Annotated in this window: 25 protein-coding genes; 13 read left to right on the plus strand and 12 right to left on the minus strand. The window is 63.3% G+C overall.

Going from position 1 to position 22,069, the window contains the following annotated elements; genetic code table 11:
• Positions 1–19: 19 nt before the first annotated feature.
• From DDT93_RS09025 to hemJ, 6 genes are all read right to left on the minus strand, one after another.
• On the minus strand, positions 20–829 hold the full coding sequence (locus tag DDT93_RS09025) for a ParA family protein (protein ID WP_109465463.1): 810 nt from the start codon (positions 827–829) through the stop codon (positions 20–22).
• A complete protein-coding gene (gene rsmG, locus DDT93_RS09030; protein ID WP_109465464.1) occupies positions 822–1,439 on the minus strand; it encodes a 16S rRNA (guanine(527)-N(7))-methyltransferase RsmG in 618 nt (205 codons plus the stop codon). Before rsmG ends, DDT93_RS09025 begins: the two co-directional genes overlap by 8 nt.
• Positions 1,436–3,304 carry a tRNA uridine-5-carboxymethylaminomethyl(34) synthesis enzyme MnmG gene (mnmG, locus tag DDT93_RS09035; protein ID WP_109465802.1) on the minus strand — a complete coding sequence of 623 codons (1,869 nt, stop codon included), beginning with the start codon at positions 3,302–3,304 and terminating at the stop codon, positions 1,436–1,438. Before mnmG ends, rsmG begins: the two co-directional genes overlap by 4 nt.
• Positions 3,305–3,315: 11 nt before the next feature.
• Complete coding sequence (gene mnmE, locus DDT93_RS09040) at positions 3,316–4,605, minus strand: tRNA uridine-5-carboxymethylaminomethyl(34) synthesis GTPase MnmE (RefSeq protein ID WP_109465465.1); 1,290 nt, start codon at positions 4,603–4,605, stop codon at positions 3,316–3,318.
• Between the two features lie 28 nt (positions 4,606–4,633).
• On the minus strand, positions 4,634–5,911 hold the full coding sequence (rho, locus tag DDT93_RS09045; RefSeq protein ID WP_109465466.1) for a transcription termination factor Rho: 1,278 nt from the start codon (positions 5,909–5,911) through the stop codon (positions 4,634–4,636).
• 125 nt (positions 5,912–6,036) lie between these two features.
• Entirely contained in the window at positions 6,037–6,483 is a 447-nt protein-coding gene (gene hemJ / locus DDT93_RS09050) for a protoporphyrinogen oxidase HemJ (protein ID WP_109465467.1), read from the minus strand.
• A gap of 408 nt (positions 6,484–6,891) precedes the next feature.
• Here hemJ and DDT93_RS09055 point away from each other — a divergent pair, with 408 nt between their 5' ends.
• The 4 genes from DDT93_RS09055 to dnaQ are packed head-to-tail and all read left to right on the plus strand — an operon-like array spanning position 6,892 to position 9,593.
• Complete coding sequence (locus DDT93_RS09055) at positions 6,892–7,491, plus strand: Maf family protein (RefSeq protein ID WP_109465468.1); 600 nt, start codon at positions 6,892–6,894, stop codon at positions 7,489–7,491.
• Positions 7,488–8,318 carry a shikimate dehydrogenase gene (locus DDT93_RS09060; protein WP_109465469.1) on the plus strand — a complete coding sequence of 277 codons (831 nt, stop codon included), beginning with the start codon at positions 7,488–7,490 and terminating at the stop codon, positions 8,316–8,318. Before DDT93_RS09055 ends, DDT93_RS09060 begins: the two co-directional genes overlap by 4 nt.
• Complete coding sequence (coaE, locus tag DDT93_RS09065; protein ID WP_109465470.1) at positions 8,318–8,911, plus strand: dephospho-CoA kinase; 594 nt, start codon at positions 8,318–8,320, stop codon at positions 8,909–8,911. The genes DDT93_RS09060 and coaE overlap by 1 nt, the downstream gene beginning before the upstream one ends.
• Positions 8,904–9,593, plus strand: coding sequence for a DNA polymerase III subunit epsilon (gene dnaQ, locus DDT93_RS09070; RefSeq protein WP_109465471.1), 690 nt, complete (start codon positions 8,904–8,906; stop codon positions 9,591–9,593). The genes coaE and dnaQ overlap by 8 nt, the downstream gene beginning before the upstream one ends.
• Before the next feature lie 52 nt (positions 9,594–9,645).
• On the opposite strand, the gene secB is transcribed toward dnaQ, so the two are convergent.
• Positions 9,646–10,131: a protein-export chaperone SecB gene (gene secB, locus DDT93_RS09075; protein WP_109465472.1), complete on the minus strand. Its 486-nt coding sequence runs from the start codon at positions 10,129–10,131 to the stop codon at positions 9,646–9,648.
• An 81-nt stretch (positions 10,132–10,212) separates the two neighbouring features.
• Entirely contained in the window at positions 10,213–10,707 is a 495-nt protein-coding gene (locus DDT93_RS09080; RefSeq protein WP_109465473.1) for an FxsA family protein, read from the minus strand.
• Positions 10,708–10,815: 108 nt separating this feature from the next.
• Between DDT93_RS09080 and DDT93_RS09085 the strand changes: the two genes are divergently transcribed.
• The 3 genes from DDT93_RS09085 to DDT93_RS09095 are packed head-to-tail and all read left to right on the plus strand — an operon-like array spanning position 10,816 to position 13,060.
• Positions 10,816–11,472 (plus strand): Tim44/TimA family putative adaptor protein, encoded by a 657-nt coding sequence (locus DDT93_RS09085; protein WP_109465474.1) that lies wholly within the window; start codon positions 10,816–10,818, stop codon positions 11,470–11,472.
• Entirely contained in the window at positions 11,469–12,509 is a 1,041-nt protein-coding gene (gene mltA, locus DDT93_RS09090) for a murein transglycosylase A (protein WP_109465475.1), read from the plus strand. Before DDT93_RS09085 ends, mltA begins: the two co-directional genes overlap by 4 nt.
• Positions 12,509–13,060: a Smr/MutS family protein gene (locus DDT93_RS09095; protein WP_109465476.1), complete on the plus strand. Its 552-nt coding sequence runs from the start codon at positions 12,509–12,511 to the stop codon at positions 13,058–13,060. The genes mltA and DDT93_RS09095 overlap by 1 nt, the downstream gene beginning before the upstream one ends.
• Before the next feature lie 7 nt (positions 13,061–13,067).
• Here DDT93_RS09095 and DDT93_RS09100 read toward each other — a convergent pair whose 3' ends face one another.
• Positions 13,068–14,189 carry an alpha/beta hydrolase gene (locus DDT93_RS09100; RefSeq protein ID WP_109465477.1) on the minus strand — a complete coding sequence of 374 codons (1,122 nt, stop codon included), beginning with the start codon at positions 14,187–14,189 and terminating at the stop codon, positions 13,068–13,070.
• 33 nt (positions 14,190–14,222) lie between these two features.
• A complete protein-coding gene (locus DDT93_RS09105; RefSeq protein ID WP_109465478.1) occupies positions 14,223–15,095 on the minus strand; it encodes a branched-chain amino acid aminotransferase in 873 nt (290 codons plus the stop codon).
• Between the two features lie 162 nt (positions 15,096–15,257).
• Here DDT93_RS09105 and DDT93_RS09110 point away from each other — a divergent pair, with 162 nt between their 5' ends.
• The 6 genes from DDT93_RS09110 to dxs are packed head-to-tail and all read left to right on the plus strand — an operon-like array spanning position 15,258 to position 20,505.
• Positions 15,258–15,767, plus strand: coding sequence for a MarR family winged helix-turn-helix transcriptional regulator (locus tag DDT93_RS09110; protein ID WP_109465479.1), 510 nt, complete (start codon positions 15,258–15,260; stop codon positions 15,765–15,767).
• Entirely contained in the window at positions 15,767–16,468 is a 702-nt protein-coding gene (locus tag DDT93_RS09115) for a response regulator (protein WP_109465480.1), read from the plus strand. Before DDT93_RS09110 ends, DDT93_RS09115 begins: the two co-directional genes overlap by 1 nt.
• A gap of 49 nt (positions 16,469–16,517) precedes the next feature.
• Positions 16,518–17,450, plus strand: a complete 933-nt coding sequence (locus DDT93_RS09120; RefSeq protein WP_109465481.1) for a histone deacetylase family protein — start codon at positions 16,518–16,520, stop codon at positions 17,448–17,450.
• Complete coding sequence (locus DDT93_RS09125) at positions 17,443–17,685, plus strand: exodeoxyribonuclease VII small subunit (protein WP_109465482.1); 243 nt, start codon at positions 17,443–17,445, stop codon at positions 17,683–17,685. The genes DDT93_RS09120 and DDT93_RS09125 overlap by 8 nt, the downstream gene beginning before the upstream one ends.
• Positions 17,686–17,700: 15 nt before the next feature.
• Positions 17,701–18,552 (plus strand): polyprenyl synthetase family protein, encoded by an 852-nt coding sequence (locus DDT93_RS09130; protein WP_232825426.1) that lies wholly within the window; start codon positions 17,701–17,703, stop codon positions 18,550–18,552.
• Between the two features lie 24 nt (positions 18,553–18,576).
• Positions 18,577–20,505, plus strand: coding sequence for a 1-deoxy-D-xylulose-5-phosphate synthase (gene dxs, locus DDT93_RS09135; RefSeq protein ID WP_109465483.1), 1,929 nt, complete (start codon positions 18,577–18,579; stop codon positions 20,503–20,505).
• On the opposite strand, the gene DDT93_RS09140 is transcribed toward dxs, so the two are convergent.
• Positions 20,506–21,102, minus strand: a complete 597-nt coding sequence (locus DDT93_RS09140; protein ID WP_109465484.1) for an exopolysaccharide biosynthesis protein — start codon at positions 21,100–21,102, stop codon at positions 20,506–20,508.
• On the minus strand, positions 21,099–21,962 hold the full coding sequence (locus tag DDT93_RS09145; RefSeq protein ID WP_109465485.1) for an SDR family oxidoreductase: 864 nt from the start codon (positions 21,960–21,962) through the stop codon (positions 21,099–21,101). Before DDT93_RS09145 ends, DDT93_RS09140 begins: the two co-directional genes overlap by 4 nt.
• Positions 21,963–22,069: the final 107 nt, after the last annotated feature.

The following is a 22,069-nucleotide window of genomic DNA, read 5'->3' on the forward strand; positions in this document are numbered from 1 at the left end:
CTCGTCTCCTCCCGCGTCGTTACGCCGCCGCGCGGCTGTGCTTGCTCACCAGTTCCTGCGCCAGATCGCGATAGGCCATCGCGCCCTGCGACTTGGGATCGTAGGCCAGAACCGGCATCGCGAAGGACGGCGCCTCGCTGACCCGCACGTTGCGCGGGATCACCGTCTGGAACACCATGTCGCCAAGATTGTCGCGCGCATCCTGCTCGACCTGTTGCGAGAGGTTGTTCCGGCGGTCGTACATGGTGAGAACGATCCCCTCGATCCGCAGCTCGGGATTGGCCGACTGGCGCACCTCGCGCACAGTCAGCATCAGCTGAGACAGCCCTTCAAGCGCGAAGAATTCGCTCTGCAATGGGACGAGAACCGAGTGAGACGCAACCATTGCGTTCACCGTCAAGATATTGAGGGACGGCGGACAGTCGATCAAAATGTAGTCCCAAGCGAAGCGGTCCATCGCGACTTGCCGAAGCGCGTCGTGCAGAAGGAAACTGCGCTTCTCGTTCGAAATCAGCTCGATATCGGCCGAGCTGAGATCAACGGTAGCAGGAACGATGCTGAGCCCGTCGATCGAGGTCGGATAGATCACGTCTTCGAGCGGCGCATCGTCCAACAGGAGATCATAGGTTGTGTATTCGCGGTCGTCCCGTTCGATCCCGAACCCTGTCGAGGCGTTGCCCTGCGGATCAAGGTCCACGACGAGGACGCGGTAGCCCGATTCCACCAGCGCGGCGGCGAGATTGATCGCCGTCGTGGTCTTGCCGACCCCGCCCTTCTGGTTTGCAACGGCAATGATTTTTGGCCCAATCGGGCGCGTCGGATCACTCACGCGTCACTCCTTTGATCAGCAGAACCGCTGCGTCCGGTTCCGTCCAACTTGTAATTGCATCGAGGTCGAAACGCCATTCGGTTCGCGCCTCGTCGACCTCTTTTTTCCAGTTCGCCCCTTTCGGGAACACTGCCAGCCCATCGGGGGCAAGATGACGCTCGGAGAAGGCCAACAAGGCCGTCAGATCGGCCAATGCCCGCGCGGAGATGATGGCTGCGCCCTGCGGTGGCACTGCCTCGATTCTCTGAGAAATCACATTGCAGGCGACCCCGGTTTCCCGGATCGCCGTTCGCAGGAAAGCAGACTTCCTCTGATCACTCTCGATCAGGGTAAACCTGCGCTCGGGCGTGAATTCCGCGCCAAGAATCGCGACCACCAGCCCGGGAAAGCCCCCGCCGCTGCCCATATCGACCCAGCTGCCAGCCCCCTGCCCCGCCAAGCTGTGTAGCTGCGCGGAATCCACGAAGTGCCGGCTCCAGAGATCTTCCAGGCTGCGGCGCGAAACGAGGTTGATCCGTGGATTCCATTTCTTGAGGAGTTCGACGTAGGTTTCCAGCCGTTCCATTGTTTCACGTGAAACATCGAGCTGGCCGATCCGATCTCCACTCATGCCCGGCGAGCTTCCGGCTTGCGCCGCAGATGGAACAGCAAGAGGGCAAGGGCCGAGGGTGTCATACCTTCAACCTTACCTGCCTGCGCAAGATTACCCGGACGCGCGCGCGTCAGCTTCTGCTTCAACTCATTCGACAGGCCATCCAGAAGCGTAAAATCGAAATCCGCAGGAATGACATGTGATTCATCCCGCTTGACAGCTTCCACGTCCTTCTCCTGCCGCGCGATGTAGTTGGCGTACATGGCGTCGCGGGAGATCTGTTGCCGCGCCTCCTCGTCCACCTCGGAGAGCGACGGCATCAGAGGAACAAGGTCATCAAAGACGACGTCAGGAAACGCGAGAAGGTCCATTCCGGTGCGACGGTTGCCGTCCTGATTAACCCGAATACCGCTCTCCGAGACCTGCTTCGGGGTGAAGGTGTCCGCCTCGAGGATCGTTCTGGCGCGCGTGAGCCGCCCGAGCTTGTCCTCGAACTGCTCTTTCCGCTCGGAACTGACACACCCAAGCTCCATCGCAAGAGGAGTCAGGCGCTGGTCCGCATTGTCGGCACGAAGCGACAGGCGGAATTCGGCGCGCGAGGTGAACATGCGGTAGGGCTCAGACACCCCTCGGGTGATGAGGTCATCAATCATGACGCCGATATAGCTCTGCGAACGACTGAAAGTGAGGGGCTCCCTCCCCTGCGTCGCGAGCGCGGCGTTAAGGCCCGCGACAAGACCCTGCGCCGCCGCTTCCTCATATCCTGTAGTTCCGTTGATCTGCCCCGCAAGATATAGCCCCGGAACAGCCTTTACCTGCAGTTGAGCAGAGAGAGCTCTCGGGTCGACGTAGTCGTATTCGATCGCATAACCCGGCTGAAGGATGACAGCCTCTTCCAGGCCGCGGATCGAGTGAACGTACTGCTCCTGCACGTCTTCGGGAAGCGAGGTCGAGATGCCGTTGGGATAGATGGTGTGATCGTCCGCGCCTTCCGGCTCAAGGAAGATCTGATGCGAGGATTTGTCCGCAAACCTCACGACCTTGTCTTCGATCGACGGGCAGTACCGCGGGCCGATTCCTGCGATGTGGCCACCATACATGGCCGAGCGCGAGAGATTTTCCTCGATGATCCGATGAGTTTCCGCGTTTGTATGCGTGATACCGCAAGATATCTGCGGCGCCTGAACACCTTTGGAAAGGAAGGAGAACAACACCGGGTCATCGTCGCCCGGCTGAACCTCCAGTTCCGACCAATCAATGGTGCGCCCATCAAGCCTCGGCGGTGTACCTGTTTTCAGACGGCCCAGCGGAAGGCCGAAGCTGTCGATACGCTCTGCCAGGGCTACCGAAGGCTTGTCGCCCATACGACCGCCGGGGCGCGAAACGTCGCCAATGTGGATCACACCGCGCAGGAAGGTGCCGGTGGTCAGGATGACTGCCTTTGCCGAAATCTCGGTGCCATCGTGCAGCCGGACACCGGCGATCGACTTGCCATCCAACAAGAGATCAACGACTTCACCCTCGACGATCTCAAGATGTTGTTGCTGCTCCATCTCATGCAACATGGTCTGGCGATAGATTTTACGATCTGCCTGTGCGCGCGGGCCCTGCACTGCCGGGCCCTTGCGACGGTTCAGGAGACGAAACTGGATGCCCGCGGCGTCAGCGACCCGGCCCATGACGCCGTCCATCGCGTCGATTTCGCGGACGAGGTGCCCTTTTCCAAGCCCGCCAATGGCCGGGTTGCAGGACATCACCCCGATTCCGTCACGCTTGAGCGTAACCAGCGCGGTTTGGGCTCCCATTCGTGCGGAGGCGCTCGCAGCTTCGGCGCCGGCATGTCCGCCGCCGATGACCACCACATCTTTCTGCAAATGTTTCACGTGAAACACTCCTACTTGCCCAGGCAAAAGCTGGAAAAGATCTCGTCCAGAAGATCCTCGACATCGACACGTCCGACAAGAGATTCGAGGGCCATGACCCCGTGCCGCAACTCAGCTGCCGCTATATCATACTCATCAGGCCCACGCGACAGCACCTGTTTGGTCGCATCAATCGAAGCGCGCGCCCGATCCATCGCGACGCGATGCCGTTCCCGCGTTGCCAAGCTTGCCCTGCCAGAGCGCTTTGACAGTTCCGATGTCAGGTCCGCGACCAGCGTCTCCAGCCCTTGCCCCGTCACACCCGAAATCGCCCCAGCCCGATCGGACCGCTTGTCGGCCTTGGAGAGCAGAACGATATCGCCTGGCTGCCGCTCCATCTCGAGACGCTCGCCTTCGTCCTCAATCAGGAAAACGCGGATATCTGCCGCCTGCGCCCGTTCTCGCGCGAGAGCGATTCCGATTTTCTCCACTTCGTCCGAAGCCTCTCGCAGCCCCGCCGTATCCATCAGCGTGACGGCCAGACCACCGAGGTCCATCCGAACCTCGATGATGTCGCGCGTTGTTCCCGCATACTCGGAGGTGATCGCTGCCTGCCGACCCGCCAAAGCGTTCAGCAACGTGGATTTCCCGACGTTCGGAGCACCGACGATCGCGACTTCAAAGCCCTGACGTATCCGTTCCGCCATGCCGACGCCCTCCGACAGCCGCGCGAGGTCGGCCGCCACACGGTCGAGCAATTCGCCCACCTCAGGCGTGACATCGACAGGAACATCCTCATCGGCAAAATCTATCACCGCCTCAATCAGGGCCGAGGCGCGGATCAGGTCGCGACGCCAGGAGTCCACTCGCCGACCGAGATCGCCGGACAGCACCCGCATCGCCTGCGTGCGCTGCGCCTCGGTTTCGGCGTCGATAAGGTCGGCAAGGCCTTCGACCTGCGCGAGGTCCATCTTGCCGTTCTCGAGCGCGCGGCGGGTGAATTCACCGGGTTCAGCCAGCCGAACGCCAGCAAAGCCGGACAACTCGGCAGACACCGCCGAAACCGCTGCCACGCTGCCGTGCAGATGAAACTCGACCACGTCCTCGCCGGTAAAACTGCCCGGCCCGGGAAAAGCGAGCACGAGCGCCTGGTCCAATATGGCGCCGGACCGGTCGCGCAGCTGGCGCAGGCCCATGCCCCTCCCCTGATGAGCGGCGCCGGTCAGCTCTCGTGCAGTTGTAAACGCCTCCGGACCCGAGACCCGGATGACGGCAACGCCGGCTTTGCCCGGCGCGCTGGCCAGGGCGAAGATGGTATCCATGTCCCGCTCCGGTATCTCCGGACCGACCTCAGGTATTCATCGAGTCGAAGAATTCGCCGTTGGTCTTGGTCTGCTTCAGCTTGGAAATCAGGAATTCGATGGCATCCGTCGTCCCCATAGGGTTCAGGATGCGGCGCAGAACGAAGGTTTTCTGGAGATCGCCCTTGTCGACCAGCAGGTCCTCTTTCCGCGTGCCGGACTTGAGGATGTCGATGGCCGGGAACACGCGCTTATCCGCGATCTTGCGGTCCAGCACGAGTTCCGAGTTACCGGTCCCCTTGAATTCTTCGAAGATGACTTCGTCCATGCGCGAGCCGGTGTCGATCAGCGCTGTCGCGATGATGGTCAGCGAGCCGCCTTCCTCGATATTCCGGGCCGCACCGAAGAACCGCTTCGGCCGCTGCAGCGCGTTGGCATCCACACCACCGGTCAGAACCTTGCCCGAGGACGGCACCACGGTGTTGAATGCCCTACCAAGTCTGGTGATCGAGTCGAGAAGGATAACAACATCTCGCTTGTGTTCGACCAGCCGCTTGGCTTTCTCGATCACCATTTCCGAAACCGCAACGTGCCGCGTTGCCGGTTCGTCGAAGGTCGAGGAGATCACCTCGCCCTTCACGCTGCGCTGCATATCGGTGACTTCTTCCGGACGTTCGTCGATCAGCAGGACGATCAGGTAGCACTCCGGGTGGTTCTTCTCGATCGAGTGAGCGATGTTCTGCAGGATCACCGTCTTACCGGTCCGCGGCGGGGCCACGATCAGCGACCGCTGGCCCTTCCCGATCGGCGCGACCAAGTCGATGATGCGCGCGGTGCGGTCCTTGATGGTCGGATCCTCGATCTCCATCTTCAGGCGCTCATCCGGGTAGAGCGGCGTGAGGTTGTCGAAGGCGATCTTGTGCTTGGCGCCTTCCGGGTCCTCGAAGTTGATCTTCGACACGTTGGTCAGCGCGAAGTAACGCTCGTTGTCGTCCGGCGCCTTGATCTGGCCTTCAATGGTATCACCAGTGCGGAGGCTGTACTGGCGGATCATGTCGGGCGAGACATAGATGTCGTCCGGACCCGGCAGGTAGTTCGCCTCGGTCGACCGCAGGAAGCCGAAACCGTCCTGCAGCACTTCCAGCACGCCATCCCCGGAGATCTCCCAGCCCTCATCCGCGCGTTCGCGGAGAATCTGGAACATCATCTCGCCCTTGCGCATGGTCGAGGCGTTCTCGATCTCCAGTTCCTCTGCCATGGCCAACAGGTCCTGCGGGCTCTTCGCCTTCAGGTCGGACAGGTTCAGGGACTCAAGCTCTTGGGTCATGATGGTGCAGCCTTCGCACGGCCCAGCATGTGGGCCTGAATATGTTGGTCTTGGGAAAAACACTTTACCCGGACGGGCAGGTTGGCCGTGTATCTAGTGACTCTCCGTTCCCGAGTCAAACCCGCTCAGAACCGGACGACCACGGAAATGACGATGATTGCCATCAGGATCGTCGGCAATTCGTTCATCATGCGGTACTGCCGCCCCGTCACCCGGTTTCGGCCAGCCACGAAATCCTTGCGGCGGCGGCCCAACCAGTGGTGGTACCACGTCATGACAAGTACGGCGCCCGCCTTGGTCCAGGGCCAAGTATAGCCCCAGTCGACGACGCCCGGGGTGAACACCAGGCATAGCCCGAAGACCCAGGTCGCGATCATCGCGGGATTCATGATCGCCCGGAGCAGTTTGACTTCCATGACTTCAAAGACCAGGCCCAGCGCCTCGGTCTCGGCCTTCTCGACGTGATAGACAAAGAGGCGCGGCAGATAGAACAGCCCGGCCATCCAGGCGATCACCGACATGATGTGAAAGGCCTTGGTCCAGGGATAGAGCGAGATCAGGAAGTCCGTCATGGCAGGGTCCGGGTCAGGGGCGTGACCTTCCTACTAATAAGAAAAAGAAGAAGAAAGATTGTTGATGTTTGTAGGCAGCCCGGAACCTGTGGATTATCGTTCTCTCCGTCTCTTGTCCCCAGACAGGGAGGCTTGGGACAAAATTTCATCACGTCGCGTGGATAGAAAATTAGTTAATTTTTTACAGACGCTTATGGCTGATTCTCTCGTTAAAGTTGTGTGTATATGTCGGGAAAAACTTTCAGATCCGCGCTTAGGTCACAGGTTCGCGGTTATTCTTCTCCACGCAGGACGACTCCCCGGCAAGGCCGCTGAGGCGCCGGGTTTATCCGAGGTGGTTGCGATGACTCTCAAAACTCCTACAAACGCTCCCGGTTCCGTACCTGCTTTCTTCCGTGAGTTATCCCCATGAGTGACCCAATCATCCTCGCCTCCGGCTCCCAGATCAGGGCCCAGATGCTGACGAATGCAGCAGTACCATTCGAGGTCATGGTCGCACGCGTTGATGAACAAGCGGTTAAGGCGGCTCTACTGGCAGAGCAGGCCAGCCCACGAGACATTGCCGACGCACTTGCCGAACTGAAGGCGCGCAAGATCAGCGACAAGCGACCGGGTGCGCTGGTGCTCGGGTGCGACCAGGTTCTCGATTTTCGTGGTAGGCTGCTGTCCAAGCCGGAGTCGCCGGACGAAGCGTTTGATCAGCTCTCTGAAATGCGGGGCGACCGGCACAGTCTTTTGTCAGCTGCTGTCATCGTGGAAAACGGCCAGCCGATCTGGCGTCACGTGGGCCAGGTGCGGCTGAGAATGCGCGAGGTGTCTGACGGCTACCTGCAGGACTACATCGCGCGGAACTGGGAGAGCATCCGGCACGCCGTTGGGGGCTACAAGCTCGAGGAAGAAGGGGTGCGGCTGTTTAGCGGCATTGACGGCGACTACTTTAACGTTTTGGGTCTGCCCCTGATCGAGTTACTCAACTACCTGTCACTCAGAGGAGCGATAGCCACATGACCTTGCCGAAAATACCCCTGGCCGGTGTCATCGGTTCGCCCATCGCCCATTCCAAGTCCCCCCTGCTCCACCGTCACTGGTTGCGCACCCTTGGGCTGCCGGGGTTCTACATTCCCATGGATGTGACCCATGCCGATCTGGAACAGGTGATCCGGACCCTGCCGAAGATGGGATTCGTCGGCGTCAACATCACAGTTCCGCATAAGGAAACGGTGATGGCCATCGCGGACCAGATCACCGACCGGGCCACGCTGATCGGGGCTGCGAACACGTTGATCTTTCGCAGCGATGGCAAGATCCACGCCGACAATACCGATGGGTACGGGTTTATCGAAAACCTGAGGGTGAACGCGCCGAACTGGGCCCCGCGCGAGGGCGCGGCCTGTGTCTTTGGTGCCGGCGGTGCTGCGCGCGCGGTCATCGCGGCGCTTTCCGATGCCGGCGTGCCCGAGATCCTGCTGGCGAACCGGACCCGGCCCCGTGCGGAAAAGCTGAAGGACGATTTTGGCAAGCGGGTGCGCGTCGTAGACTGGGTGCAGGCCGGGAACATGCTGGACGAGGCGACGCTGGTGGTGAACACCACCTCTCTCGGGATGGTCGGTAAACCCGACCTGCGCGTTCCGCTCGACGGGTTGCGCCCCGACATGGTGGTGACCGACCTCGTCTACAATCCGCTCAAGACCAGCCTTCTTGCCGAAGCCGAGCGCGTGGGCTGCACGGTCGTCGATGGCCTTGGGATGCTGATCTACCAGGCCCTTCCCGGGTTCGAGCGGTGGTTTGGCCAGCGCCCGGAGGTGGACGATGCCACGCGGGCGGCGATCCTCTGATGGCGTTCCTTCTCGGCCTGACCGGATCCATCGGCATGGGAAAAAGCACGACGGCCAAGCTCTTTGCCGAGATGGGTCTCGATGTCTGGGATGCGGATGCGGCGGTGCACCGCCTCTATTCCAAAGGGGGTGCCGCGGTGGCGCCGCTCGCCGCGCTGTTTCCGGATGCCCTTTCTGACGGAGCGATTGATCGTGGGGCGCTGAAACGCATCATCGCAGCGGATCCCGGCGCGCTGAAGCGGATCGAAGGCGTCGTGCATCCGCTCGTGGGCGAGGATCGGGAGCGCTTCAAGGCTAACGCGAGTTCCGACATCATCGTCTTCGATATTCCGCTGATCTTCGAAACCGGCGGCGAGAGACGGATGGACGCAGTCGCGACGGTTTCGGTCGATGCCGAGACACAGGAACGCCGTGTCCTCGAGCGAGGCACCATGACCCGAGAGCAGTTCGAGCTGATCCGGTCCAAGCAGGTGCCGGACGCCATAAAGCGCGAAAAGTCGGACTATGTGATCATCACCGACACCATGGACCATGCGCGCCAGCAGGTGCAGGATGTGATCGCGGACATCAGAAGGAAACTGGCCCATGCGTGAGATCGTGCTCGATACCGAAACCACCGGATTCGACCCAGAGTCCGGCGACCGGATCGTCGAGATCGGCGGTGTGGAGCTGTTCAACCACGTGGCGACGGGCAACACCTATCACCAGTACATCAACCCCGAGCGCGACATGCCGCAGGAAGCGTTCGAGGTGCACGGGCTGTCGATCGACTTTCTCAGGGACAAACCGAAGTTTGCCGAGATCGGGCAGGCGTTCCTCGATTTCGTGGGGGATGCCAAGCTGGTCATCCACAACGCGGCCTTCGACATCAAGTTCCTGAACGCCGAACTGCGCTGGATGGGCCTGCCGCAGATTCCGTGGGAGCAGGCCATCGACACGCTGGCCATCGCGCGCAAGAGATTTCCGGGCTCTCCGGCCTCGCTCGACGCGCTCTGCCGCCGCTTCGGGATCGACAACTCCTCGCGGACGCTGCACGGCGCGCTTCTCGACTCCGAGATCCTTGCCGATGTCTACCTTGAACTGATCGGGGGCAGACAGCCCGACTTTGCCCTGTCGACGGCCACGCAAAGCAGTGTGGGTGACGATGGGCCCGCATGGCGACCTTCGCCGCGTCCGTCGCCCCTGCCCTCGCGATTGAGCGAGGCCGAGAAGGCGGCGCATGACGCCTTTACCGCCAAGCTTGGCGAAAACGCACTCTGGACCAAGATGGCATGAAAAAACCCCGCCCGGGCGGCTGCCCGGGGCGGGGTTCCGGAATTCGTCAGTCTCAGACCGTGGTCGGAGCGTCGCCCTGTGCGGCCTGGCGGCGGGCCAGTTCGGCACGGTAGATCTGAACGAAGTCGATGTTCTCGAGGTTCAGCGGGGGGAAGCCACCATCGCGCGTCACGTCACTGACGATCCGGCGCAGGAAGGGGAACAGCATCCGCGGGCACTCGATCAGCAGGAAGGGGTGCAGCTGGGCTTCGGGCACGCCGGCGATGCGGAACAGGCCGACATAGTCGATCTCGAGCAGGAAGAGATCTTCCTTCTTTTCCTTTGTCTTGGACTCGATGTTCAGCTTGATCATCACTTCGTACTGGTCATCGCCCTGACGCTTCTTGGCATCGAGGTTGACCTGCACGTTGATGTCCGGCTGGCCCTCGGCCCGGACGCCCTTCTGGGCCATCACGTTTTCGAAGGACAGATCGCGCACGAACTGCCCGAGGATGTTCATCTGGACCTGCGGCTGCTGCGCAGCGCCGTTCTCGGACATTTGGTTTCTCCCGGTATACGTAGTTGCAGGCTGCTTAGCAGCTTGGGCAGACTACCTCAATGGCAAGCCGGGCCGCCGCGGTCAGCGGTTCTCGGGGCCTTCCACCCAGCCCGAGGGACCGGTCTGTTTCGGGCGCTCGGTGCGAACTTCTTCGTACTCGCCATCAATCACGTCGCCGCGCCCGAAGGGGCTGCGGGTCGCTGGGCCCTGACCCATCTGGAACCGCTGGATCGTCACGCGCTTGCTGATGAAGGTGAAGACGGCGCGCCGCACCGGCGGGATCAGCAGGGCAAACCCGGTTGCATCGGTGAAGAAACCGGGAGTCAGCAGCAGGACACCGGCCAGCAGGATCATCGCGCCGTGCGCGAGGGGCTCGGTCGGGTCGTTCAGCTGCGAGAAGGACTTGTTCAGCTCGGCCAAGGCCAACCGCCCCTGCGACCGCATCAGCGAGGTGCCGATGATTGCGGTCAGGATCACGATCGCGAGTGTCGGCCACAGGCCGATCAGCCCACCCACCTGGATGAACAGGGCGATTTCGATGATCGGAACGGCCAGAAAGGCCAGAAACAGGTACATTCCGTCGTGTCTCCATTTGGTCGCTTGCGGTGGACTCGGACCCGCACGTCACCTACATAAGTGTTCGACCCGAGGTATTAAAAGCCTGTGGCCTGAAATGAGGTTCCGATGAATTCCCCACTGATCCAGCTCCTGGTACTGGCCGGCATCGCCATCTTCCTGATTTTGCGACTGAAAAGCGTGCTGGGGACCCGTGAGGGATTTGAGAAACCGCCCGCGCCGACACCGGTGCAAAAATCCTCGCGGCCCGGGTTCGAGGTTATCGAGGGGGGCCCCGATCTCGATATCACCGATCATGTGGACAAGGACAGCGATGCGGCCCAGCAGCTGGCCGCGATGAAGCGCGTGGAACCTGCCTTCTCGGTGACGGAATTCATCCAAGGCGCGCGTGGCGCCTACGAGATGATCGTGATGGGCTTTGAGCGGGGCGAATTGAACGAGCTGCAGCCGTTTCTGTCGGAAGACGTGTTCGACGCCTTCGTGTCGGTGGTTGCCGACCGCGAGGACAAGGGTCTGAAGGTCGAGGCCGAGTTCATCGGTATCCGCGAAACCCGCGTCCAGGAGGTGAACTTTGACAAGGACACCAACCTTGCCGAGATCACCATGCGGTTCATCGGCGAACTGACCTCGGTCGTGCGCGATGCCTCCGGCGAAATCGTCGAGGGGAGCCCGACCACGGCGAAACGCCAGAAAGACAGCTGGACCTTTGCGCGCACGATGGGCGAGGACGATCCGAACTGGCGTCTCGTTGCAACGGGCACATGATTGCAGCGCTGCGCGCGACATTGCTTGCGGGGGCAATCTTGACCTCCGCCGGCGCGCAGGCTGACACAACTTACGAGATCCTCAGCTTTCAGGATCTCGACGGCTGGGCCGGGGATGACCTTGGCTCGGCGCTTTCCGTCTTCATGAAAACCTGCCCGGACCTTGACGATCCTGACTGGCGCGCCCTCTGCGCGCTTGGCTCGACTCGAAAGCCCGAAGACGCCCGGGCCTTCTTCGAGCTGTTCTTTCGCCCGGTTCTGGTTCGTGACGGGGCCGACGCCCTCTTTACGGGGTACTTCGAACCGGAACTGAAGGGATCCCGCCACCGCAGCGACCGCTTCAGCTATCCGATCTATCGGATGCCGCCCGAAGCGAAAGGCGAGACACCTTGGCTGACGCGCGAAGAGATCGCCAGCAGCGGTGTGATGGACAACCGCGGGCTCGAGATTGCATGGGTCGACGACCCGGTGGAGCTGTTCTTTCTCCAGATTCAGGGATCCGGCCGGATCCGGCTGGACGATGGCACGACCATCCGCGTGGGGTATGGTGGCGCCAACGGGCACCCCTACCGCTCGATCGGGATGGAACTGGTGAACAAGGGGATCTATGCCGCGCACCAGGTCAGCGCTCTGGTGATCCGCAGTTGGGTCAAGCGCAATCCGGACGAGGGACGCGCGCTGCTCATGCACAATCCATCCTACGTTTTTTTCCGCGAGGTCTCGCACGTTGCGGCCGGCGAGGGACCGCTTGGCGCGATGAACCGTTCGGTCACGGCCATGCGCAGCATCGCGGTGGATCCGCGCTATACGCCATTGGGCGCGCCGGTCTGGGTGGAAAAGGATGGCGCGGCGCCGATACGGCGGCTGATGATCGCGCAGGACACCGGTTCGGCGATCAAGGGTGCGCAGCGGGCCGATATCTTCTTCGGGACCGGGGCCAAGGCGGGCCGCGACGCCGGAAGCCTGCGCGACCCGGGCCGCATGATCGTTCTGCTGCCGATCCAGCGTGCCTATGCCCTGGTTCCGGATGGGGCCTGATGACCCGGCGCCGACTGACAGCGGAAGAGATTGCCCTGTGGCAGAAGGTGGTGGCGCGCGCGGAGCGGCTGCACCCGGAGTCCGCCCCCGTGGCGCAACCCCTGCCCAAGCCGAAGCCGACCAAACCCGCCGTGGCGCGGCCCCGCCCTGCCCCGCGGTCCGAACCGCCCAAGCCTGACCCGGTGCCCGCACCGCCTCCGGCGCTGCAGATGGACCACAAGCAGTTCGGCCGGATGAAGCGAGGCAAGCTGATGCCCGAGGGCCGGATCGACCTGCATGGCATGACGCTCGATCAGGCGCATCCGGAGCTTACGGGGTTCATCCTGTCGGCCCATGCCGCTGGCAAGCGGCTGGTCCTCGTGATCACCGGCAAGGGCAAGTCGGGCGACGATACCGGACCGATCCCCCGGCCCCGGGGGATCCTGCGGCGTCAGGTGCCGCAATGGCTCGCCATGCCGCCGCTGGCACAGGCGGTACTGCAGGTGACGCCGGCCCATCTCCGCCACGGCGGCGAAGGGGCGTTTTACGTTTATCTCCGGCGCGGTCGGTGACCCCGTCTCAGCGCGGGACCACGCCGTCGGGTGACAATTCGATCATGATCGCCGAGTGCGAAGATGACGTGCGGCCGGTTATGGCAGAGGACAGCGTTACCCGTTCTTCTCCCAGTGTCGCGCCGACCTGCCGCGCCTCGGACAGGATGCTGAGCAGTGCGGGCGAGGTGGCGGGCAGGAAGTGCGGGTCCGCACCGCCCCCCGAAAACGCGGTGGTGTCGATCAGCTCGATCGGAAGGTCCGCGATCTCGCTCTCGTCGGAAATGTTGCCAAGTCGGTTCTGAACCACGGTGCCGCGCAGCCGAGCGGACAGGTTGAGGATGCGGTCCCTGCGCGAGGTCAGCAGGACGAAGGGCTCGGGCACTTCACTGAGACCAAGGACCTGGGAACGGAACACCTGAATATCGAGATCAGGCGAGATCAGGACGACCCCCGCGAGGTTGCGTGCGGGCCAGCCGGGATCCTTCTGGTCGATCTGGCGTAGGGTTTCCATCACCAGCAGGCTGCCCATCGAATGCGCCACCAGCAGAACCCGGCTGGCCGATGTGCGCGACATGTCACGCAGCATCTTTTCCAGTCCGTCGCGCGCGAACAGAACGCTGTCGTTGTCGTAGGCATAGGACAGCGCCTTGCCCCGGCTGGGCCAGGAGTAGAGGGCGAACAGGCTCGGCACCCCGATGTCATAGGCCATCTGCGCGCCGCGAAAGGCGGATTCCGTTTGGGTCGAGTTGAAGCCGGGGACAAAGAGCGTGACTTCGCGCTCTTCCGCCGGACGCTGGCGCAGGGCCTGGTTGATGCGCGCGAGAAAGTCCTTATCGGAGGCAAAGCTCTCTTGCCGCGCAAGGGTGAATTCGCGGCGGGGGTCCGGATCGGCGTAGCCGAAGACAAGGTCGCCACTGTGGTGCGCGGGCGGGATCGAGACGGTGAGTTCGAGATAGCTCAGCCGGTCCGAGCGCCGGAATCCGAACGAACCGTCAGGCTCCTGTGCGCGCGAGCTTGCGGCGAAGATGGTGAAGGGGGTTCCGACCTCCAGTGCGTCGGGGCGCACCGGGGTCGCACTTCTGTCGGTGCAGGCCGCGACGACCAGCAGGATCAGAAGGAACAGGGTCGGTCGCGGGCTCCGGCACATGTGGCAAGCCGTACCAGAGCCGCGCGAAGGGCGCTAGCCGTGGCTGCGCACCAGCTTTTCGTAGCTGCCGGCGATGTCCTTGGTCAGGTCGCCGACTTCGAAGTTGTAGTCGCCGATCTGGCCGACCGGGGTCACTTCGGCCGCGGTGCCGGTCAGCCAGCACTGCTGGAAGCCTTCCATCTCGGCGGGCTCGATATGCCGCTCGTGCACCTTGATCTGCTTGTCCTTCAGCATCCCGATCACGGTCTGACGGGTCAGGCCGTTGAGGAAGCAATCGGCCATCGGGGTGTGAACCTCGCCGTCCTTGACGAAGAAGATGTTCGCGCCAGTCGCCTCGGCCACGTAGCCGCGGTAGTCCATGAAAAGCGCGTCCGAGCAGCCCTTGGCCTCGGCCGCGTGCTTGGACATGGTGCAGATCATGTAGAGACCCGCGGCCTTGGCATGGACCGGAATGGTCTCGGGCGAGGGGCGCTTCCACTTGGAGATGTCGAGCTTGGCGCCCTTGAACTTGGCGTCGCCATAGTAGTTGCCCCACTCCCAGCCGGCGATGGCAAGGCGGACGGGGTTGCGGGCGGCGGAAACGCCCATGTCCTCGCCGGCGCCGCGCCATGCGACGGCGCGCACGTAGGCGTCGGTCCAGCCGTTGGCTTCCAGCATGGCGTACTTGGCCGCCTCGATCTCCTCAACAGTGTAGGGGATCTCGAAGTCCAGCATCCGGGCGGAGTTGATCAGGCGCTGGGAATGTTCCACGCCCTTGAAGATCTTGCCGCTGTAGCAACGCTCTCCCTCGAACACCGAGCTGGCGTAGTGCATCGCGTGAGTCAGGATGTGTACATTCGCCTGGCGCCAATCGATGAGTTTGCCATCCATCCAGATCTTGCCGTCGCGGTCGTCATATCCCGACATGTTTCTACTCCTGCGTGCGAGGGGGGTTTGCGTTTGTTGCGTCATCCACGCCGGATAAGGACATATTCTTGCGTGAAAACTGCGATTCGATACCGCTTGACACTTGGAAAGTCAATAACGCTGACTTATGCTGATGAAAAAAGCGACACGGTGAGAATGATTATGTCGGACGGGCGCCCCACCGGGGGGTATGGTGGCGAAAGCCTTTTGTTCCTTACCGATGAACAGCTTCGGCAGGGGATCGAGGCCATGTTCTTTGCCTATCGCGGCTTCACCGCAGACCCCGATCGTATCCTCGCCGAGATTGCCTATGGGCGCGCGCATCACCGCGCGATCCACTTTATCAACCGCGCGCCGGGGACCACAGTCAACAACCTGCTATCGATCCTGGGGGTGACGAAACAATCGCTCAACCGGGTGCTGCGGACGCTGGTCGGCGACGGGCTGGTCGAGAGCCGGGTCGGCCCGGTCGACAAGCGCGAGCGACACCTCTACCTCACCGACAAGGGCAAGGCGCTGGAATCCACCCTGTCGGATGCCCAGCGTGCGCGGATGCGCGCCGCCTATCGCGATGCCGGGCCGGAGGCCGTTGCCGGGTTCCGGCAGGTTCTCGAAGCCATGATGGACCCGGAGATGCGCCGGGCCTACACGCGCCTGAGGGATGGAAGCTGATGCGCGAACTCGATGCCCACCTGCTGATCGTCGACGACGACGAGCGGATCCGTGACCTGCTCAAGAAGTTCCTGGTCCGCCAGGGGTTCCTCGTGACAGCCGCCCGCGACGCGGCCCATGCGCGACGGGTGCTCTCGGGGCTCGATTTCGACATGATCGTGCTGGATGTGATGATGCCCGGCGAGGATGGCATCAGCCTGACCCGCGCGCTGCGCGAAACCCACAAGACCCCGATCCTGCTGCTGACCGCCAAGGGCGAGACCGAGAACCGGATTGCGGGGCTCGAGGCGGGGGCGGATGATTACCTTGCCAAGCCGTTCGAGCCGAAGGAGTTACTGCTGCGGATCAACGCGATCCTGCGCCGTATGCCCGAGACTCCGGCAGAGGCGACGGTGCCGAAGATCCTGCACCTGGGGCCGATCCGCTACGATATCGAACGCGGAGAGATGTGGCAGGGAGAGGACCTGATCCGCCTGACCGCGACCGAGAGCCAGCTGATGCGCATTTTCTCGGCCCGCCCCGGCGAGGCCGTAAGCCGCAGCAAGCTGGTCGAGGACCTGGGTCGCGATCGCGGACAGGCGCAGGAACGCGCGGTGGACGTCCAGATCACGCGGCTCCGGCGCAAGATCGAGGCCGACCCGAAGCAGCCGCGATACCTGCAGACCGTGCGCGGCGCAGGTTACATGCTGGCACCGGACTGACCGGGCTGGTCTAAAGCATTACCCGAACAATGAAGGACAGGATGCCGACATGACCACGGCGCTGATCACCCATCCCGACTGCCTGAAACACGTGACACCAGAGGGGCACCCCGAACAGGTTGCGCGGCTGGAATACGTGCTGGAGGCGCTGACCCCGCTCGATCTGTTGCGCATCGAGGCGCCGCTGGCATCGGACGCGGACCTGCTGCGCGTTCACCCGCAGGACTACATCGACATGCTGGGGCCGCGTGTTCCGGAAGAGGGCCAGATCGCGCTCGACGAGGATACGTGGCTTTCGCCGGGGTCACTGGACGCTGCGCGCCGCGCTGCGGGTGCGGTGGTTCGGGCAGTCGACATGGTGCTCTCGGGCGAGGTCGGAAACGCCTTTGCCGCGATCCGTCCTCCCGGGCATCACGCCGAAACGGCAAAGCCGATGGGTTTCTGCATCTTCGGCAATGCCGCGCTGGCGGCGAAATACGCGCTGGATCATCACGGGCTGAGCCGTGTCGCGGTGGTCGACTTTGACGTGCACCACGGCAATGGCACGCAGGATCTGCTGTGGAACGAGCCGCGCGCGCTGGTGGTGACCAGCCAGCAGGTCCCGCTCTGGCCCGGCACCGGTGAAGCCTCGGAGCGAGGCGCGCATGACAACATCCTGAACGTTCCCCTGCCCCCGGAAAGCGACGGCGCCGTCATGCGGTCTGCCTATTCCGATGAGGTGTTTCCGCGGCTGAAGGCGTTCCAGCCTGAACTGATCATCCTGTCGGCCGGGTTCGATTGCCACCGCGACGATCCGCTGGCCAATCTGAACTGGGCGACGGAAGACTATGCCTGGCTTACCGCCGAACTGTGCAAACTTGCCGACGAGCTTTGCGGCGGGAGCGTGGTCTCGACTTTGGAAGGCGGCTATGATCTGAAGGCCCTGGCCGCCTCGGCGAAGGCGCATGTGGAAGAACTGGTGAGGGCCGCGAGCGATGACTGACACACCCGTATCGGAAATGAGTTTCGAACAGGCGATGAAAGAGCTGGAGTCGGTTGTCGACCAGCTCGAGCGCGGCGACGTGCCGCTCGACGCCTCGATCACGCTCTACGAACGGGGCGCCGCGCTGAAGAAGCGCTGCGAGGAAGAGCTGAAGCGGGCCGAGGAAAAGGTCGCCGCGATCACGCTCGACGCCGATGGCCAACCGACGGGGACCAAGCCGGTCGAAGGCCTCTAAGTGTTCACCGCTGATCTGGCGGCGGCGACCAAAACGATCGCCGCCCACCTCGACACCGTTCTCGGCGGGCTCGCCGATGTGCCTGTCGTCTCGGCGATGCGCTATGCGGTGACCGGCGGCAAGGGTCTGCGCGGTTACCTCGTGCTGGAAAGTGCTCGGCTGCACGACATTGACGAGGCCCGCGCGATCTGGCCCGCCGCCGCCATCGAGGCGATGCACGCCTACAGCCTCGTTCACGACGACATGCCTTGCATGGACGACGATGACCTGCGCCGGGGCCAGCCGACGGTTCACGTGAAATGGGACGATGCCACTGCGGTTCTTGCCGGGGATGCGCTGCAGGCGCTGGCCTTTGAACTTGCCGCTCACGCAGACTGCGGCCCTGCCGAGGTGCGGGCCGATCTGGCACTGAGCCTTGCCCGGGCGGCCGGTGCGCGTGGCATGGTTCTGGGCCAGGCGCTCGACATGGCGGCGGAAACCGCGAGCGTTCCCCTCACCCTCGACCAGATCACCGCGCTGCAGGCGGGCAAGACCGGGGCGTTGATCGAATGGTCTGCCTGCGCGGGCGCGCGGCTTGCCGGTGCAGATATCCGACCCCTTTCAAACTACGCCCGAGACCTCGGTTTGGCGTTTCAGATCGCCGATGATATCCTCGATGTCGAAGGCGATGCGGACAAGGCGGGCAAGCGACTTCAGAAGGACGCTGCGGCCGGAAAGGCGACCTTCGTTTCGCTGCTGGGCCTCGGAGAGGCGAAACGCCGCGCAAACGAACTGATGCTATCCGCCTGCGCCGAGCTAGATACCTATGGATCACGGGCCGACAACTTGCGGGAAGCCGCCCGTTTCGTTATCTCGCGCGAGAGTTAACGCGCCCAGCCACAGGAGCCGACAGTGACCGACCGGCCCGCCACGCCCCTTCTCGACACCATCCACCGGCCCGCCGACCTGAAACGGTTGTCGGATACGCAGCTGCGGCAGGTGGCGGACGAACTGAGGGCCGAGACGATCTCGGCCGTTTCGGTGACGGGCGGACACTTGGGGGCCGGGCTTGGCGTGGTCGAACTGACCGTGGCGCTGCACGCCGTGTTCGATACGCCGCGTGACAAGATCATCTGGGACGTGGGCCACCAGTGCTATCCCCACAAGATCCTGACCGAGCGCCGGGACCGTATCCGGACCCTGCGCCAGAAGGATGGTCTGTCGGGATTCACCAAGCGCTCGGAAAGTCCCTATGACCCCTTCGGGGCGGCGCATTCCTCCACCTCGATCAGCGCCGCGCTGGGCTTTGCCGTGGCGCGCGACCTCGGCGGCGTCACGCCCGAAGGTCTGGGCGATGCCATCGCGGTGATCGGCGACGGCGCGATGAGCGCGGGCATGGCCTTTGAGGCGATGAACAACGCGGGTCATCTGAAGAAACGGATGATCGTCATCCTGAACGACAACGAGATGAGCATCGCGCCCCCGGTCGGCGCGCTGTCGTCCTACCTGTCGCGGCTCTATGCCGAGGAACCCTTCCAGCAACTGAAGGACGCGGCGAAGGGTGCCGTTTCGTTGTTGCCCGGGCCGTTCCGCGAAGGTGCCAAGCGTGCCAAGGACATGCTGAAGGGCATGGCGATGGGCGGGACGCTGTTTGAATCGCTGGGGTTCTCGTACATCGGGCCGATCGACGGCCACGACATGGAGCAGCTTCTGCCGCTGCTGCGGATGGTGCGCGCGCGGGCGACAGGCCCGATCCTGATCCACGCCCTTACCAAGAAGGGCAAGGGTTATCGCCCGGCCGAGGAAGCACGCGACAAGGGTCATGCCACGGCCAAGTTCAACGTGCTGACCGGCGAGCAGAAGAAGACGCCGTCGAACGCGCCGAGCTACACCAAGGTCTTCGGTGACGAACTGGCCCGGCTGGCTGCGGCAGACGACAAGATCTGCGCGGTGACCGCAGCAATGCCGGATGGTACCGGGCTGAACCTCTTCGCGGAGCGCTTTCCCAGCCGCTGCTTTGACGTGGGGATCGCCGAGCAACACGGTGTGACCTTCTCTGCCGCCCTTGCCGCTGGCGGGATGAAGCCGTTCTGCACCATGTATTCGACCTTCCTGCAGCGCGGTTATGATCAGGTCGTGCATGATGTCGCAATCCAGCGCCTGCCGGTGCGGTTTGCCATCGACCGGGCCGGTCTGGTCGGGGCCGACGGCGCGACCCATGCGGGCGCCTTCGATGTGGCCTACCTTGCCAACCTGCCGGGCTTTGTCGTCATGGCCGCCGCGGATGAGGCGGAGTTGAAACACATGGTTGCCACTGCTGCTGCCCATTCCGACGGACCCATCGCGTTCCGCTATCCGCGGGGCGAGGGCACCGGGGTCGACATGCCCGAGGCCGGGTCCATCCTGGAAATCGGCAAAGGCCGTATGATCCGCGAGGGCAAGCGCGTCGCCATCCTGTCGTTCGGCACGCGTCTGGCCGAGGTCGAAAAGGCCGCCGAGGCGCTGGGCGCCAAAGGGATCACGCCAACCATCGCGGATGCCCGCTTCGCCAAACCGTTGGACCGGGGCATGATCCTGGACCTTGCCGCGCGGCACGAGGCGTTGATCACCATCGAGGAAGGCGCGGTCGGCGGCTTTGGCAGCCACGTCGCACAGCTGCTCGCCGACGAGGGTGTTTTCGACACCGGGCTGAAGTTCCGCTCGATGGTCCTGCCGGATATCTTCATCGATCAGGCCAGCCCCGCCGACATGTACGCGGTTGCAGGCATGAACGCGGACGACATCGAGGCAAAGGTGCTGGACGTTCTGGGCGTTGCCCGGATCGGCGAACGGCGCGCCTGATTACAGCAGGAACCAGGTTGTCACTCCGGCCCCGGCCCCGATGACCGAATACCCCAGCAGGGTATAAAGCCCATCGTGCGTCAGCAGGCCGAAGGCGATGAGCGCGATGGCGAAGGCGCCGACCGAGGTGAACATCGGCAGAAGTTCGAGCGGCGGCCAGACCAGCGGCAGGAAAGTGCAGACGGCGAAGGCAAAGACGCGGGGCGCGCCCTCGGTCAGGATCCGAAGCCGGGGGCGGGAATGCCGGTCGATCCACGCACAGGGTTTTCGCAGCCAGTTGATGGCGCCGTGCAGCCGCTCGGCGGGAATCTGGCGCCGCATCAGGAAGCCCGGCAGCCAGAGGTGATCGCGTCTGGCAAGCCCCTGAACACCGATGGTCAGCAGCAGCAGGGCCGAAAAGGTCGGAACCGTGGGAATGCCGGAGATCGGAGACACCACGATCACCGAGATCGCGAGGATCAGCGGAGTGAAGGACCTGTCGCCGATATGGCGCAGCATCTCGGCCACCGTCACCTTCTTGCCGTCCGGCGCCTCCTCAAGAATGTCGAGCAGCTCGGTCAGGCTCCGGGGACTGGTGGCCTGTTGGGTTGCCGTCATCTAGGCGGGTCTTCCTCTTGCAGCAGGGCGGCCAGCCCGGAGCGATAGTCGGGATAGCGCAGTACGACACCCAACTCGTTCTTGAGCCTGTCGTTCCGCACCCGCTTGCTTTCGGCGTAGAAAGATCGCGCCATCGGGGTCATCTCGGCCTCGTCGAAGGCGACTTCCGGTGGCACGGGAAGGCCAAGCAGCTCTGCCGCATGGGCGATGACATCCTGCGGCGGCGCGGGATCGTCGTCGCAGAGGTTGTAGATCGCGCCGGGGTTCGGCTGGGCGATGGAGGCGGCAAGGACCTGCGCGATGTCTTCCACGTGGATGCGCGAAAAGACCTGTCCGGGCTTCACGATGCGCCGCGCGGTGCCGGCCTTGACCTTGGCAAAGGGACCGCGCCCCGGACCGTAGATGCCGGCGAGACGGAAGATGTGCAGGGGCAATCCGGGAATGGCTTGCCATTCGGCTTCGGCGTCGACCCGCCAGCGGCCGCGTCGCGTGGAAGGGGTCAGCGGGGTGCTTTCGTCCACCCAGCCGCCCTGATGGTCGCCGTAGACGCCGGTGGTCGACAGGTATCCCGCCCATTCGAGGCGCGGGGCAAGCTTGGTGATGCGCGCACGGAGGCTGCCCAGCACCGGGTCGCCCTCGGCGGTGGGCCCCGCCGAGATCAGCAGGTGTGTGGCCTCTTCCAGCGCGGCGGTCATGTCGGCGCCGGGGAAAACCACCGGCTCCACCCCCTGTGCCCTGAGTGATTCGGCCTTGTCCGCAGACCGGGTGGTGCCGATGACGCGCCATCCCTGCGGCAGAAGCAGCCGGGTGAGCGCCTGCGCCGAATAGCCATGTCCGAACGAAAACAGTGTCTTGGTCATGCCCCTAGATGAGCCGGGCGGACGAGTCGCGCAAGTGTTACGAAAAAATCTTGATTGATTAACTTTCGTAACATATATTCGAGCTACCGGTTTGGAGGAGCCTAGAG

The sequence above is a fragment of the Albibacillus kandeliae genome, assembly GCF_003116585.1.
GTDB classification, from domain to species: domain Bacteria; phylum Pseudomonadota; class Alphaproteobacteria; order Rhodobacterales; family Rhodobacteraceae; genus Albibacillus; species Albibacillus kandeliae.

What these genes read in the sequence shown, in the direction of transcription:
- DDT93_RS09060 (WP_109465469.1), top strand. Translation starts at nt 7,488, where the DNA reads ATGACCTTGCCGAAAATACCCCTGGCCGGTGTCATCGGTTCGCCCATC.
- rho (WP_109465466.1), bottom strand. Translation starts at nt 5,911, where the DNA reads ATGACCCAAGAGCTTGAGTCCCTGAACCTGTCCGACCTGAAGGCGAAG.
- DDT93_RS09095 (WP_109465476.1), top strand. Translation starts at nt 12,509, where the DNA reads ATGACCCGGCGCCGACTGACAGCGGAAGAGATTGCCCTGTGGCAGAAG.
- DDT93_RS09105 (WP_109465478.1), bottom strand. Translation starts at nt 15,095, where the DNA reads ATGTCGGGATATGACGACCGCGACGGCAAGATCTGGATGGATGGCAAA.
- mltA (WP_109465475.1), top strand. Translation starts at nt 11,469, where the DNA reads ATGATTGCAGCGCTGCGCGCGACATTGCTTGCGGGGGCAATCTTGACC.
- rsmG (WP_109465464.1), bottom strand. Translation starts at nt 1,439, where the DNA reads ATGAGTGGAGATCGGATCGGCCAGCTCGATGTTTCACGTGAAACAATG.
- DDT93_RS09055 (WP_109465468.1), top strand. Translation starts at nt 6,892, where the DNA reads ATGAGTGACCCAATCATCCTCGCCTCCGGCTCCCAGATCAGGGCCCAG.
- DDT93_RS09085 (WP_109465474.1), top strand. Translation starts at nt 10,816, where the DNA reads ATGAATTCCCCACTGATCCAGCTCCTGGTACTGGCCGGCATCGCCATC.
- DDT93_RS09100 (WP_109465477.1), bottom strand. Translation starts at nt 14,189, where the DNA reads ATGTGCCGGAGCCCGCGACCGACCCTGTTCCTTCTGATCCTGCTGGTC.
- DDT93_RS09120 (WP_109465481.1), top strand. Translation starts at nt 16,518, where the DNA reads ATGACCACGGCGCTGATCACCCATCCCGACTGCCTGAAACACGTGACA.
- DDT93_RS09140 (WP_109465484.1), bottom strand. Translation starts at nt 21,102, where the DNA reads ATGACGGCAACCCAACAGGCCACCAGTCCCCGGAGCCTGACCGAGCTG.
- DDT93_RS09115 (WP_109465480.1), top strand. Translation starts at nt 15,767, where the DNA reads ATGCGCGAACTCGATGCCCACCTGCTGATCGTCGACGACGACGAGCGG.
- DDT93_RS09145 (WP_109465485.1), bottom strand. Translation starts at nt 21,962, where the DNA reads ATGACCAAGACACTGTTTTCGTTCGGACATGGCTATTCGGCGCAGGCG.
- coaE (WP_109465470.1), top strand. Translation starts at nt 8,318, where the DNA reads ATGGCGTTCCTTCTCGGCCTGACCGGATCCATCGGCATGGGAAAAAGC.
- DDT93_RS09125 (WP_109465482.1), top strand. Translation starts at nt 17,443, where the DNA reads ATGACTGACACACCCGTATCGGAAATGAGTTTCGAACAGGCGATGAAA.
- DDT93_RS09110 (WP_109465479.1), top strand. Translation starts at nt 15,258, where the DNA reads ATGTCGGACGGGCGCCCCACCGGGGGGTATGGTGGCGAAAGCCTTTTG.
- mnmE (WP_109465465.1), bottom strand. Translation starts at nt 4,605, where the DNA reads ATGGATACCATCTTCGCCCTGGCCAGCGCGCCGGGCAAAGCCGGCGTT.
- dnaQ (WP_109465471.1), top strand. Translation starts at nt 8,904, where the DNA reads ATGCGTGAGATCGTGCTCGATACCGAAACCACCGGATTCGACCCAGAG.
- DDT93_RS09080 (WP_109465473.1), bottom strand. Translation starts at nt 10,707, where the DNA reads ATGTACCTGTTTCTGGCCTTTCTGGCCGTTCCGATCATCGAAATCGCC.
- secB (WP_109465472.1), bottom strand. Translation starts at nt 10,131, where the DNA reads ATGTCCGAGAACGGCGCTGCGCAGCAGCCGCAGGTCCAGATGAACATC.
- hemJ (WP_109465467.1), bottom strand. Translation starts at nt 6,483, where the DNA reads ATGACGGACTTCCTGATCTCGCTCTATCCCTGGACCAAGGCCTTTCAC.